The sequence below is a fragment of the Legionella sp. ST3F1 genome, assembly GCF_048553315.1.
GTDB lineage: Bacteria > Pseudomonadota > Gammaproteobacteria > Legionellales > Legionellaceae > Tatlockia > Tatlockia donaldsonii.
In genome coordinates this window covers 320,986-333,575 of sequence record NZ_JBLZIO010000001.1, presented here as the reverse complement: position 1 = coordinate 333,575, position 12,590 = coordinate 320,986, and the positions used below count along the sequence as shown (strand labels likewise).

Here is a 12,590-nt window from a genome sequence, read left to right as displayed (position 1 = left end):
CTAATTTGGGCAGGGAGGGAATAGTAAGTTGTTTCACGTGAAACAGAAAAATGGCTGGGGGAAACTCAGCATAAGTATGGCAAGATGAATCATACAAAATGGCTTCAACTAGTGGTATAATAGCCAATTTGTTACAGCTATAGGTAAAGAGGATCTTTATGAGCGTTGACGCCAGTTACGATTCGTCGAATATCAAAGTTTTAAAAGGCCTGGATGCAGTTAGAAAACGTCCAGGTATGTACATAGGTGATACCGACGATGGCACTGGTTTGCATCATATGGTTTTTGAGGTTGTAGATAACTCCATTGATGAAGCCTTGGCTGGCCACTGCAAGGAAATCCGCGTCACCATTCATGCCGATGAATCAATCACTGTTAAAGACGACGGTCGCGGAATTCCGGTTGATATTCATAAAGAGGAAGGCCGTTCAGCGGCAGAAGTTATCATGACAATTTTACATGCAGGTGGAAAATTTGATGATAACTCTTACAAGGTTTCTGGCGGACTTCACGGCGTAGGGGTCTCTGTTGTTAATGCCCTTTCAGAAGAATTGCATTTATCGATTCGCCGTAATGGAAAGTTGCACGAACAACACTACCGTAATGGTGTTCCTGACGCACCCCTTGCAGTGACAGGGGATGCAACTGCAACAGGGACACAAGTTTGGTTTAAACCAAGTGCCAACACCTTTAACAATATTGAATTCCATTACGATATACTTGCCAAGCGTTTAAGAGAACTCTCTTTCCTTAACTCTGGTGTCTGCATTTACCTTTACGACGAACGGTCTCAAAAGCAGGATACTTTCCGCTATGAAGGAGGAATTCAAGCTTTTGTTGAACACCTGAATCGTAATAAAACACCTATTATGCCGATCGTCTTCTCACTAAGCGGTATTAAAGACAACATTAGTGTAGACCTTTCGCTACAGTGGAATGATTCGTTCCAGGAAACTATTTTTTGCTTTACCAACAATATTCCTCAGCGCGATGGTGGTACGCATTTGGCAGGCTTCCGAGCTGCATTAACACGGACACTGAATACCTATATAGAGAATGAAGGGTTTGCTAAAAAAGCAAAAATAACCACTACTGGTGACGATGCTCGTGAAGGTCTAACTGCCGTATTATCTGTCAAAGTTCCTGATCCAAAGTTTTCATCACAAACCAAAGACAAACTGGTTTCATCGGAGGTGAAAGCAGCGGTAGAATCGCTGGTGGCTGAAAAATTAAATGATTTTCTTTTAGAAAACCCAGCAATTGCCAAATCGATTGTTGGTAAAATTATTGATGCAGCAAGAGCTCGCGAGGCAGCGCGTCGGGCACGTGAAATGACTCGACGCAAGGGTGCACTCGATATTGCTGGTCTACCTGGGAAATTAGCTGATTGTCAGGAAAAAGATCCCGCCCTTTCTGAATTGTACATCGTTGAGGGAGATTCAGCAGGCGGATCTGCAAAACAAGGCCGTGATCGAAAGTTCCAGGCAATTCTGCCGCTTAAGGGTAAAATCCTCAACGTGGAGAAAGCACGTTTTGATAAAATGCTCTCTTCCCAGGAAGTGGCTACACTTATCACAGCATTAGGCTGTGGTATCGGTCCTGATGAATACGATCCGGATAAAATTCGCTATCACCGTATTATTATTATGACTGACGCCGACGTCGATGGTGCGCATATTCGCACCCTATTGCTGACCTTTTTCTACCGCCAGACACCGGAGCTGGTTGAACGCGGCTACATTTATATCGCCCAACCCCCTTTATATAAAGTTAAGCGCGGTAAGCAAGAGCAGTATGTTAAAGATGATGATGCCTTATTTGAATACTTAACCCAGTCGGCATTGGATAATGCTGAATTTTTCCCGGGCAAAGGGATTCCTGCAATCTCATCCCAGGCTCTGGAAGAGTTAGTGCGGCAATATAGACGGGTTGAGAAAATTATAAAGCGTCAAGCAAGGCGTTATAGTGCAGAAATTCTCAAAAGAATACTTTATTTACCCGCATTGCAGCATGATAATTTTAACAATCAAGAAATGATTAGTAACTGGGCAAAACAACTCCATACGGGTTTACAGCAGTTAGGAAGCAAAACTCACCAATATGCTGTCGATGTCATTCATAATAACGAAAATGGCTATTACGTCCCTCGCGTGATGGTTACCCAGCATGGCCTCGTCAATCCCATTTTGCTAAATACCGAATTTTTCTTCTCGAAGGACTACAAAGAAATGTCCAGCTTGGGAACAAAACTGGTATCTCTCATTGAAGAGGGTGCTGTGATCAAGCGTGGTGAACGGACACAAGCAATAGAGTCTTTTGAAGAGGTTATCAACTGGTTGATGGATGAAGCAAAACGAGGACAAACCGTACAACGGTATAAAGGTCTTGGGGAAATGAATCCAGAACAACTTTGGGAAACGACGATGGATCCTGAAGTTAGACGTATGCTACAAGTGAGTGTCGAAGATGCTGTCGCTGCTGATGAAATCTTTACGACCTTGATGGGCGATAATGTTGAGCCGCGACGAGAATTTATTGAAAGCAATGCGTTGGATGCCGAAAATATTGATGTGTAAAAGATACCTGTACCAGGCAGAGAGTAGTTTTTATAGCAACCTTCTGCCAATTTCTTCAATGGTATGAATCTATTGGCAATCCAGGTTAAATTGACCTACGTCATGGCTGGTTTTCACAATTGAGATGGCTTAAAACGATAGTATGCGTATTAAGGATAAAAACGACCCACTCTATTGGCCAAATATACCCAAAGAGAAATTAATACTTCTACGCAGTGGTAGCTATACGAATGCCCGTGTATTCAGGTATACCAAGGGAGGGGTAGAGCTAACAATAAAGAGTTTTGAGCATTGTCCCTGGTGGATAAAATGCTTAGTGGCGAGAACAGTTGCCAGAATTGAATATCATTGTTTAAATCGGCTTATGGGACTCGCTGGTATTACGAGCAGGGTTTTACTTCTTGATGGATACACAGTCGCTTTTTCTTATATATCCGGTGAGTCTCTTAGAAAGATTCATAGAAATAGGCAACGCCTCCCAAAAAGTTTTTTCATAGAAATGGAAAAGAGAGTGCGGGCCATGCATTGTAGAGGTCAAGTGCATTTAGATTTAAGAAATCTGGGTAATGTTATTCATGGAGAAGATGGAGCACCCTATCTAATTGACTTTCAATCCAGTCTAAGAACGAACTACCTGCCTAAGAACTTACGGACAGTATTGGAAAATTTTGATATTTCAGGTGTTTATAAATGCTGGAAGTTACTTTGTGAAGAACCTTTAGACCCGCAAAGAGAACAGTTATTACATAAATTCACTAAGCTCAGGCGCTTTTGGATCTTTAAAAAAACACAGCGCATAATAAAAAATTTCCTATGAAGATATTGGTCATACAGCACAAAGCAATCGGTGATGTATTAGTTGGCAGTATACTTTGCGATAATTTGCGTAGAGGACTTCCTACAGCAAAAATAGACTATTTAATTCATGAGGCGACGGAATCAGTATTACGTGGTAACAAAAGTATTGATCGCTTAGTCCTTTTCAGACGCAAACACAGAAAAAGCAAAATAGAGTTTTTAAAATTAGTATTTGCGATAAGAAAACAAAATTATGATTTAATCATTGATGCTTATTCGAAACTGGAAAGCTGGATTATTGTTCTGCTTAGCGGGGCAAATAGACGCATTTCACACAAAAAAAGGGCAAGAAATTTTTTATATACCGATCCTGTCCCCTTTGCGCGATTTTCTCATCCTCATCTCGGCGTGATCATTCAGAAAAAGCTATCCTTACTCAATCCCTTATCCTTGAATATTGATTTGGATCCAGTACCCAAAATTTTTTTGACTCCCAATGAAAGAAAAAAAGCAGAAGAACTGTTTATAAAACATGAAGTAAAAATAACGCGAAAAACAATTATGGTTAGTTTGCTGGGTAGTTCTGCCAGGAAAACGTATCCATTAGATTCTATGCTTGTCTTAATTAATGAAATTGCAAAAAACTATGATGTGAATATTTTATTCAACTACCTTCCCCAACAAGCTAGCCAGGCAAGTTACGTTTATAACGGTTGTACAAAGACTACAAAAGCAAAGCTTTCTTTTAATTTAATAGGGCAAGATTTAAGGGAGTTTATTATTATCATGGACCAATGCGATCTGATTGTGGGAAATGAAGGAGGGGCTGTTAATATAGCCAAAGCACTCAATAAACCCTCGTTTTCAATTTTTTCACCCGCAATCTCCAAAAAAGATTGGGCTACCTTTGAAGATGGCATTAGAAATGTATCCATTAGTATGGAAGATTTTAAGCCAGAACTAATTAACAACAAATCCTATCGACGATTAAAACAAGAGAGTCTTCAGCTTTATGAACACTATCTCCCTGAACTAATCATTCCCAAGCTACACACCTTTCTGCAAAGGCATTTAGAAATTTTAACTGACTCTCTAAGCCAGTAAGCAATTAATCTGGAATACACGCTTCCATCGGTTGGTTAGCCAGGAAGGAATCCAAAGAGCCGATTCTTTTGTCAAGCCAGGAAAAAAGGGTGTTCTGTGTTAACAAAGGCACGCTATCGAGACTTTGTATACAAACAAAAGCTACATTGTTATCCCTGTCAGCATCCGCAAGTTGCTGTTTTACATGCCGCAGGGATTGTGCGGATAATTTCAACTGCAAACAACGTAATTTATCTTCAAAGACAACATTATTTTTTGCAATCTCAAGATGAGAAGCAAGGGCCGTTGTCAGAAATTGTTCGGCATGGCGGAAACGAAAATTAATATTAAACACTAATGGTTCGACATGGTTAGAAAAATAATTTGCCAGCGTCGAAAGGCGAAGACTATGCGGGCTGTGATAGAGGTAGAAATAGTTCTCTGTATGGCCGAGCAATTGAGCTGCTTTTATTTGTGCTAATGAGTGTTTAGGAACATGTACCTTCTTCGGACGATATTTTTGTTTAAACGCTTTCAATGCCATTCGTATTCGGTAATACAAGCTATGCGGTTGTTGCTTTTTCCACTCACCGCGCAATACCACCTTGTTATGGTGAAAAAAATTCTCCGGGGAGACCGGTCTGATAAGAAAAAAATCATCGTTGAGGTAGAGAAATTTTTCCGCTAACCCAGGAATACGCCAGAGCAGAGACTCTATTGTCCTGCTATTAAAAGTAGGCAGCGCTTCGGAAAATTCAGAAAAAATTACTTTATGATCTATAAGATGAATTCGATGCTCATAGTCAGTCCCGGCAAATTTGCTAAGTAATGCCGGTGTTTGGTTATCAGTAACCAAGTAGATATGCCTTAGCCAGGGTGCAAAACGAAACAGCGAAACAAGACAGAATTCGAGTTCACCGACCTCTCCAAAGCGCGTTGGGCTTATTGCTTCCTCATGAACGAATGTGGTTTGCGTCAAATAATGGAGGAGCTTTTGCTTATAAATAGGTTCATTTCCGTTAACCCAAGTAATCACCGCGTCAATAATTTCTGGTTGACGATTAGAACGCATGAATGTTCCTCTTAAGCTCGACTAAATCGGACAGGTGTATGCAGCCCTTTGAAAGAGCTAGAGCATAGCGCCAAAGTAGTTATTAACAAAGAAAATTAATCAGCGATTTAATTTTGTCACCCTGCCAGTTTTCGCGCAGAAAAAGAGTGTTGGATAGAAAAAATAAAGCTGCTATGATGCCTAAGCCTTTCCGGGATCTAGACTTGTTATTTTGACTGAATTAAAGGAGTAAATCAGATATGTACAGTAAGTTAAGCACTTTTTCTGTGTTGCTTTTAACTGCGCTAAACACCACAAATTTGTACGCTGGGACAGTCGGAAACGTAGAAAAGGAACCAGCACCCCCAGGATATTCTTTGAGCGTGACCCCTTTCTACGGTGCAATTAATGATGAGGGGATTCGCAAATTATATATGGCAAAAACAATTGGTAGCGGAAATAATACCACTTATGTAAAAACCCATTTTCCTGATAACGATTCCAATTGGGGTATTGCTGCTAGTGCAGGTTATCGCTTCAACCCATTTAATGATGTTGTTTTAAGTTATTCTTATTTATCAACGAGAGGGCGAAGGGATGTTTACAACACAACAACGCCCGGAGTACTCGTTAATACTTTATCGCAGATTGCCAATTTTGGTGCTCAGAACTTAAATGGCGCAGCAGTGGCTTCAGTGAAGACAAAATTCTCCTACCAAACAGGTGATTTAATTACTCGTCGGTTTTTTAATGCAGAAAATTACGAAAATATTCAATTTTCCCGATTTTTTGGTATTAAGGCGGCCTATTTTACCAAACGGTTTGATGCTGTTTACGCGGGGACCATAATACCGAATTTTGGCGCTAGCGAGCCTGTTCGAGATGGGATTAATTACGAGGCCAAATATTATGGTATCGGTCCGCGGATTGGTATGGGTGCGCGATGGTTTTTTAACCGTTATATAAGTCTAGGTGGTGATGTTTCAGCTTCTTTGCTGGTTGGTGCTTATGATAATGAGTGGCGCGAAACACTGACAACTAATTTTCCCATAGGTTCCCTGCCTGCGAACGGTATTTATCAATTTAACCAAGCAACAGACTCTAACGTTTGGATCGCACCTGTTTTAGCAGGTAATATCTCTGTCGCAGGTAATTTTGATATACCCAATAACAGTATCTTCCAAATCGAGGGGGGGATTGGTTCAGAGCAATATTTGCCCCAGTTAAATGCTGATTCTTATTCACACCCCGAAAATGCCAATAAATTACGTATAAATCAGCATTTTATGGTAAGAAATATTTTTATAAAACTTAGCTATTTTTGTTAATCATACTTGAGCATGGCTTGATCAATCGAGCCATGCTCCACTTCTTCCATCAAACAATAGCGATAAAATTTCTGAGTTTACATGAATGATTTTTGCCTTTCTGGGTGAAGTGTAGCGTTGTAAAGGAGGTGACACCGTGCTTATGAGTCCGTTAGATCAGGCACATCATCGTGACAATGTTGTGGTTATGTATCCTAAAATTCACCCAACAGCACTTGTTTCACGTCATGCACAGATTGCGGCAGATGTTGAGATCGGCCCTTACACAATTATCGGCGATCATGTCTGTATCGATGAGGGTACAAGTATTGGTGCCCACGTAGTCATTGAAGGTTGGACTGCTATTGGTAAGCGAAATCAGATTTACCATGGTGCGATAGTCGGTAATGTTCCCCAAGATCTAAAATTTAATGGAGAAAAAAGTAAACTGACTATCGGTGATGACAATATCATTCGTGAATATGCCACGATTAGTCGCGGTACAACAGGTGGTGGCGGCGAAACCCGTATCGGTAACAATAATTTGATTATGTCTTATGTGCATGTGGCTCATGATGTGCACATAGGTGCTCATAATGTTCTAGCTCATGCTGCAGGAATTGGTGGTCACGTTATTATGGAGGACTGGGTGACCATTGGTGCTTTGAGTGGCATTCATCAATTTGTCAAACTTGGACGTTTGGCCATGATCGGCGCTAATAGCATGATAGCGAAAGATGTGCCGCCTTATGCGCTAGTAAAAGGGAATCCAGCAAAATGTTATGGGGTTAATTTTACCCGGTTACGACGAAATGATTTTACGTCAGAAGAGCGTATGCAAATTCAACGGGCTTATAAAATTCTTTATAACTCGGGGTTAACTTTAAACGAAGCCATTGAACTAATGGAACAGGAATTACCTAACAGTGAACATATCGACTATTTGCTGCAATTCCTGCGTCATGCCAATCGGGGAATTTACCGTTGATAGGTTAAATGACTCCCCTGGAAGAGAACCAGTTTATGAGATGTAAAAAATTGAATGGAGATTGTAAAGCTTTAACTCTTGAGGAGTTAGCAACCATTTCTGGTGCACAACTTTTTAATATTCAAGCTGGGGACTCTTCCTTTGTGGTACAGGGATTAGCCTCATTAAGCGAAGCCAATGAAACGCAACTTTGTGTTTTGCACCATAAAAAATACCTGCATGCTTTGAAAAACTCTGCAGCTGGGGCGTGTATTATTTCGCCTGCCTATGTTGCTTTAGCACCAAAGACTATGCGTTTACTTGTCCATGAGAATCCTTACAAAGCCTATGCTTTGATTGCCCAAGCACTTTATTTACCTGATGATGAGAAAAAGGGGTTTATCTCAGAGAAGGCTTATATTTCTGCTACTGCCATTATTGGCGAAGAATGTATCGTTGAACCTGGTGCTTATATTGGTGAGCAAGTGGTTATTGGTAAAGGCTCTAAAATAGGGGTAAACACGTATATTGGTGATGGGGTTGTAATTGGTAAAGCGTGTCTTATTGAAAATAATGTCAGTATTACTAATGCCATCATAGGAAACAAAACGATCATTTATCCTGGGGCAAGGATAGGTCAGGATGGATTCGGTTTTGCCAGTGATAGAGACGGGCATTATAAGATTCCTCATTTAGGCCGGGTCATTATCGGAAATGATGTTGAAATAGGCGCAAATACCTGCATTGATCGTGGCTCTCTCAATGATACAGTCATTGAGGATCTCTGTAGATTCGATAATTTGGTGCAAATTGGGCACAATGCAAAAATTGGTAAAGGCTCCGTTCTGGTTGCCCAGGTAGGTGTCGCTGGCAGTACCGAGTTAGGTCAGTTCGTGACCCTGGCCGGGCAGGTTGCAGTTATTGGCCACTTGAAGATAGGTGATGGTGCAACTATCTTTGCAAAAAGTTTAGTAACCAAAAATGTTGAGCCGGGGGCAAAGATGGCCGGATATCCCGCTGTGCCTTTATGGAGTTGGCACCGGCAGGTTGCTTTTTTAAAAAAGTTAGTAAACTTAAAAAAACCATCCAGGGAAACGGATTACTAGATTTATGGAAGTCAAAATGATTGAAATAAAAAAGGAATTTGATAAGCCGCAAGTCAGTTGGACAGGTCGCTTTCTTTATTATTTTCTCCCCTATAAAAAAAAGGTGGTCGTAAAGAATATTGAGTTGGTTTTCCAACGCACACTAAACCATAAAGAAAAAAAACGTATGGCAATGGCCTACTATTCACACTTTGTGCGTTCTTTTAAGGAAATTATCCTGTTTCCTTTTATGCAGAAGCGTTTGCAAGAGCAATTTGAAATGCATGGTGTTGAGCATCTTATAACAGCCATTGAAAAGCAAAGGGGGGTACTCCTGCTGTGTACTCATCTTGGCAATTGTGAAATTGGCCCACTAATCTCTTTTCCTAAGCTTAAAATATTTAATAGTCAAATCCACTGTATTCGCAAGGCCTTAAAAATCAAATGGCTCGAAAAAATCTTATTTCAGCGCTATCAAAAGGGGGGAGTAAAGATCATCCCTAATAAAGGTGCGATGCATCGGGTACGTAAGGTTCTTGGGGCGAATGGAATTATTTTTTTTGTCATGGATCAACAAGGGCGTAAAAATGTAAGAACAAAAGTTATGGTCGATTTCTTTGGCCATAAAACGGGTAGCTATCGTAGTCTGGCTACCTTAGTCCGGCGCACGGGTGCTGCGGTGATTCCAGTCGCTTTCTACCGTCTTGGTAAAATCAAGCATATAGCCGAATTTTATCCGGAGGTCGAATGGCAAGAATATTCAGACAAAAATGAGGCTATCAATCATAATACACAGATTTATAATGAGGTTTTAGAAAAAATAATAATGCGTCGTCCGGAACAATGGATTTGGCCTTATAAGCGTTGGAATTATAAAAACTTAAAAAATAGCCATGGTACTTAAGAATGGTAGAAATAGGAAAAGATCGTGGTCAGTTGCCTGTCAGTTTAGCGGGTTATTTTCTTTATTATTGCCTTCCTATTAGAAGAAAAATTGTAAGACAAAATATTGATTTGGTATTTCAGCAAACCCTTTCGATAAAAGAAAAAAAGCGGTTGGCCTTGGCCTTTTATGCCCATCTCGCAAAGATTATTAAGGAAGTATTCTTTCTATTATCCTTTCAAAGCAGGACTCAATTGGAAGGAAAAATTGAAATTCGTGGTATTAACCATTTGTTAGAGGCAGCCAAGCAACAAAAGGGTATTCTCCTATTGACGGGGCACTTGGGTAGTTGGGAGTTTACCCCCGTTATAGGGCTTCAAACTATTCCCGGCTTTAAAGGGGAATTCTATGTTATTCGCAAAAAGATAAAGAATAAATTTCTAGAAAATCTTTTGTTTCGACGTTGGCATAGAAATGGTCTGAAAGTGATTGACAAAAAAGGGGGGCTTCGCAAAATCTATCGGGCGTTGGCAGCAAACCACGCCGTACTTTTTCCGATGGATCAGCATGGGCCTCTTGAGAGCAAGCAGGGGATTGCCGTGGAATTTTTTACAAAAGAAGCGGGTACATACCGCAGTCTGGCCTCTTTGGCACATCGAAGTGGTGCGCCTGTTGTCCCTTTGGCTTGTTCCCGCCTGAAGAATGGGAAGCATGTCCTGGAATTCTATCCGCAATTGGAATGGTTGCAATATACAGTTCCGGAAGAGGCTATCTATTATAATACCCGACTTTATAATCAGATTTTGGAGAAACTCATTTTGATTCATCCTGAACAGTGGTTATGGTCGCATAGACGCTGGAAACTGTAATCCAACTCATGCTAGCTGTTTCTTAATACCAATACTCCTCAATCCAACTAACGGGCAGAACCTTACGATACCATTTACCGCTTTTGCCAAGAACTGCTTCATGTGGATTGGGCTTGCCATGAAAAACAATGACTTTGGCTTCTTTTGGCAATTGTGCCTGCCTATAAAAACTGCTGGGAAATGATGGCAGGCAATGACGTTTAAAGCTTTGACACCATCCAAGAGGCCAATAACTTAATTTACCTTGTTTGGCGATAAACTGAGTACAGTACTCTTGTTCATTACGGACTTTTTTAAGTCCATAAGGAGCCCTTTGCAAGGATTCCAAGAGATCTTGATGTTGGCCTATCGTAAATTTAAAGACAGAGGTATTCCCGGTTCCATCCGATTTATCCCATTCCCTGATGACTAAAAAATCTCCCTCAACTGTAAAAAAATCGTCTAAATTGCCCACGATAACAATATCTAAATCAAGAAATAAGGTTTCTCCTTCCAAATCATAGAGAGGGTTGGCAAAACAGGTTAATTTTAACCAGCCATGTTGTAAGGTCCATTTTTTCCGTTGATCAAAATCAGAAAAACCAACCAGGGGAATTGGTTTTATTTCTACTTCCTGGCGAATATCACTGCTATCATCGGTTAGACAAATAAAGCGAAAAGGGCGTCTTAGATTACGCTTAACCATTGAATACAGAACATTTACATAGTTTGCACTGTATTTCTGCCCCCATTTAATACACAAAATATTAACAGGCTTCATTTTTTCAGGCCAACCGGTTATGAAAATAGTGTTCTTATCGCTTATTTCCATTGATTAGGCAAGTGCAAACACGTAACACGTATTTAAAATATTTACTTGCCGGAACGAAGGTGCAATTATGATGGCCAAAATCAGTCTGTTTTATTGATAAATGTTTGCCAATGATGAGTGTGCAGTACGCCGATCCGCTAATGATGAAACAATCTAACGCTACAATGCTGGTGTGTGAGGAATTTGTCGATAAAATAAACCCCCTTTGGTTTCAGCCCTCTTTTTGGGGTAAAGATGCCTTGCCGATAATGGCTGGTGGACGGGGTATGGCGTGGTTTATTGCGCGACCAGAAGGTGACTGGGTTTTACGCCTTTATGGGCGTGGCGGATTAGTCGTGCATATTACCAAGAGAGCCCATTTATTTCTTAATCAGTATTTCGTTCGCGCTTTTCGTGAATTGCGTCTTCTGACCAAACTCCATCAGGCAGGTCTGAACGTACCTAGGCCGATTGCAGCGGCCTATCGGAAAGTGGCCTATGGCTGGTATCACGCTGAAATTATTATTGAGCGTGTTCCTCACGCCAAGTCTTTTGCTCAACTCTTAGGAAGCTCTAACGGGAAATTATGGTTTGAAGTAGGCCGCCTTATTCGTCAGTTCCATGACTATGGTGTTTATCATGCCGATTTAAATTGCCATAACATTTTGATTTCAGAATCAGGAGTTTATCTAATTGATTTTGATAAGGGGCGATTTAGGAGAGGGCAGTCATGGAAAAAAAGTAATTTGCAAAGACTAAGACACTCGATTGAGAAATTATCAAACACGGATTTAAATCATTCGCCTCGACTAAGAAGTCTCTGGCAAATGTTACTTTCAGGCTATGACGCTGGTGAATCTGGTGTTAGTCAGTAAACTCGTTAGCCGCGATCTCTTTAAGCCAGTTTCCCTGCAAATTTTGCCCTTATAGGGACCTGCTTGTTAGTTTAAAGAAAAGAGGAGAGATGAATGGTTAGTCTGTATCTGGGGTAGATAAGATAAAAAAAAGCCGCATCCTTGCGGCGAAGCACGTCCAGTGTGCTGGTCCATTTAATCGACATCCTGTCAGACTGTCCATGTCGTTCCTTATGTGATCAAGTATAGGCGCGTCCCGAGAGGATGTCATGGTGGAATTTGCTGGGTGATTTGTAAGAAATATCTTAAAGGAATAACGATATTATC

Annotated in this window: 11 protein-coding genes; 9 read left to right on the top strand and 2 right to left on the bottom strand. The window is 40.7% G+C overall.

What is annotated here, in order from left to right; translation table 11 throughout:
* The first annotated feature begins 158 nt into the window (after positions 1 to 158).
* From gyrB to ACN4Z1_RS01530, 3 genes are all read left to right on the top strand, one after another.
* A complete protein-coding gene (gene gyrB, locus ACN4Z1_RS01540) occupies positions 159 to 2,576 on the top strand; it encodes a DNA topoisomerase (ATP-hydrolyzing) subunit B (RefSeq protein WP_228363522.1) in 2,418 nt (805 codons plus the stop codon).
* A 142-nt stretch (positions 2,577 to 2,718) separates the two neighbouring features.
* On the top strand, positions 2,719 to 3,393 hold the full coding sequence (locus ACN4Z1_RS01535; protein ID WP_228363523.1) for a hypothetical protein: 675 nt from the start codon (positions 2,719 to 2,721) through the stop codon (positions 3,391 to 3,393).
* Positions 3,390 to 4,478, top strand: a complete 1,089-nt coding sequence (locus tag ACN4Z1_RS01530; protein ID WP_228363524.1) for a glycosyltransferase family 9 protein — start codon at positions 3,390 to 3,392, stop codon at positions 4,476 to 4,478. The genes ACN4Z1_RS01535 and ACN4Z1_RS01530 overlap by 4 nt, the downstream gene beginning before the upstream one ends.
* A gap of 4 nt (positions 4,479 to 4,482) precedes the next feature.
* On the opposite strand, the gene ACN4Z1_RS01525 is transcribed toward ACN4Z1_RS01530, so the two are convergent.
* On the bottom strand, positions 4,483 to 5,529 hold the full coding sequence (locus ACN4Z1_RS01525; protein ID WP_228363525.1) for a Stealth CR1 domain-containing protein: 1,047 nt from the start codon (positions 5,527 to 5,529) through the stop codon (positions 4,483 to 4,485).
* A gap of 239 nt (positions 5,530 to 5,768) precedes the next feature.
* Here ACN4Z1_RS01525 and ACN4Z1_RS01520 point away from each other — a divergent pair, with 239 nt between their 5' ends.
* The 5 genes from ACN4Z1_RS01520 to ACN4Z1_RS01500 all read left to right on the top strand — a co-directional run bounded on the left by ACN4Z1_RS01520 (position 5,769) and on the right by ACN4Z1_RS01500 (position 10,619).
* The gene (locus ACN4Z1_RS01520) at positions 5,769 to 6,836 is read left to right on the top strand and encodes an Lpg1974 family pore-forming outer membrane protein (RefSeq protein WP_228363526.1); all 1,068 of its coding nucleotides are present in this window, start codon (positions 5,769 to 5,771) and stop codon (positions 6,834 to 6,836) included.
* Between the two features lie 136 nt (positions 6,837 to 6,972).
* Positions 6,973 to 7,803, top strand: coding sequence for an acyl-ACP--UDP-N-acetylglucosamine O-acyltransferase (lpxA, locus tag ACN4Z1_RS01515; RefSeq protein ID WP_220271763.1), 831 nt, complete (start codon positions 6,973 to 6,975; stop codon positions 7,801 to 7,803).
* A gap of 35 nt (positions 7,804 to 7,838) precedes the next feature.
* The gene (gene lpxD, locus ACN4Z1_RS01510) at positions 7,839 to 8,888 is read left to right on the top strand and encodes a UDP-3-O-(3-hydroxymyristoyl)glucosamine N-acyltransferase (RefSeq protein WP_228363527.1); all 1,050 of its coding nucleotides are present in this window, start codon (positions 7,839 to 7,841) and stop codon (positions 8,886 to 8,888) included.
* A 16-nt stretch (positions 8,889 to 8,904) separates the two neighbouring features.
* The gene (locus ACN4Z1_RS01505; RefSeq protein ID WP_228363528.1) at positions 8,905 to 9,771 is read left to right on the top strand and encodes a lysophospholipid acyltransferase family protein; all 867 of its coding nucleotides are present in this window, start codon (positions 8,905 to 8,907) and stop codon (positions 9,769 to 9,771) included.
* 2 nt (positions 9,772 to 9,773) lie between these two features.
* Entirely contained in the window at positions 9,774 to 10,619 is an 846-nt protein-coding gene (locus ACN4Z1_RS01500) for a lysophospholipid acyltransferase family protein (RefSeq protein WP_228363529.1), read from the top strand.
* 22 nt (positions 10,620 to 10,641) lie between these two features.
* On the opposite strand, the gene ACN4Z1_RS01495 is transcribed toward ACN4Z1_RS01500, so the two are convergent.
* Positions 10,642 to 11,379, bottom strand: a complete 738-nt coding sequence (locus tag ACN4Z1_RS01495) for a hypothetical protein (RefSeq protein ID WP_228363530.1) — start codon at positions 11,377 to 11,379, stop codon at positions 10,642 to 10,644.
* A 161-nt stretch (positions 11,380 to 11,540) separates the two neighbouring features.
* Between ACN4Z1_RS01495 and ACN4Z1_RS01490 the strand changes: the two genes are divergently transcribed.
* Entirely contained in the window at positions 11,541 to 12,284 is a 744-nt protein-coding gene (locus ACN4Z1_RS01490) for a 3-deoxy-D-manno-octulosonic acid kinase (protein WP_228363531.1), read from the top strand.
* Positions 12,285 to 12,590: the final 306 nt, after the last annotated feature.

Coding starts and splice junctions, on each gene's coding strand:
- gyrB (WP_228363522.1), top strand. CDS start 159: ATGAGCGTTGACGCCAGTTACGATTCGTCGAATATCAAAGTTTTAAAA.
- ACN4Z1_RS01535 (WP_228363523.1), top strand. CDS start 2,719: ATGCGTATTAAGGATAAAAACGACCCACTCTATTGGCCAAATATACCC.
- ACN4Z1_RS01530 (WP_228363524.1), top strand. CDS start 3,390: ATGAAGATATTGGTCATACAGCACAAAGCAATCGGTGATGTATTAGTT.
- ACN4Z1_RS01525 (WP_228363525.1), bottom strand. CDS start 5,529: ATGCGTTCTAATCGTCAACCAGAAATTATTGACGCGGTGATTACTTGG.
- ACN4Z1_RS01520 (WP_228363526.1), top strand. CDS start 5,769: ATGTACAGTAAGTTAAGCACTTTTTCTGTGTTGCTTTTAACTGCGCTA.
- lpxD (WP_228363527.1), top strand. CDS start 7,839: ATGAGATGTAAAAAATTGAATGGAGATTGTAAAGCTTTAACTCTTGAG.
- ACN4Z1_RS01505 (WP_228363528.1), top strand. CDS start 8,905: ATGATTGAAATAAAAAAGGAATTTGATAAGCCGCAAGTCAGTTGGACA.
- ACN4Z1_RS01500 (WP_228363529.1), top strand. CDS start 9,774: ATGGTAGAAATAGGAAAAGATCGTGGTCAGTTGCCTGTCAGTTTAGCG.
- ACN4Z1_RS01495 (WP_228363530.1), bottom strand. CDS start 11,379: ATGAAGCCTGTTAATATTTTGTGTATTAAATGGGGGCAGAAATACAGT.
- ACN4Z1_RS01490 (WP_228363531.1), top strand. CDS start 11,541: ATGATGAGTGTGCAGTACGCCGATCCGCTAATGATGAAACAATCTAAC.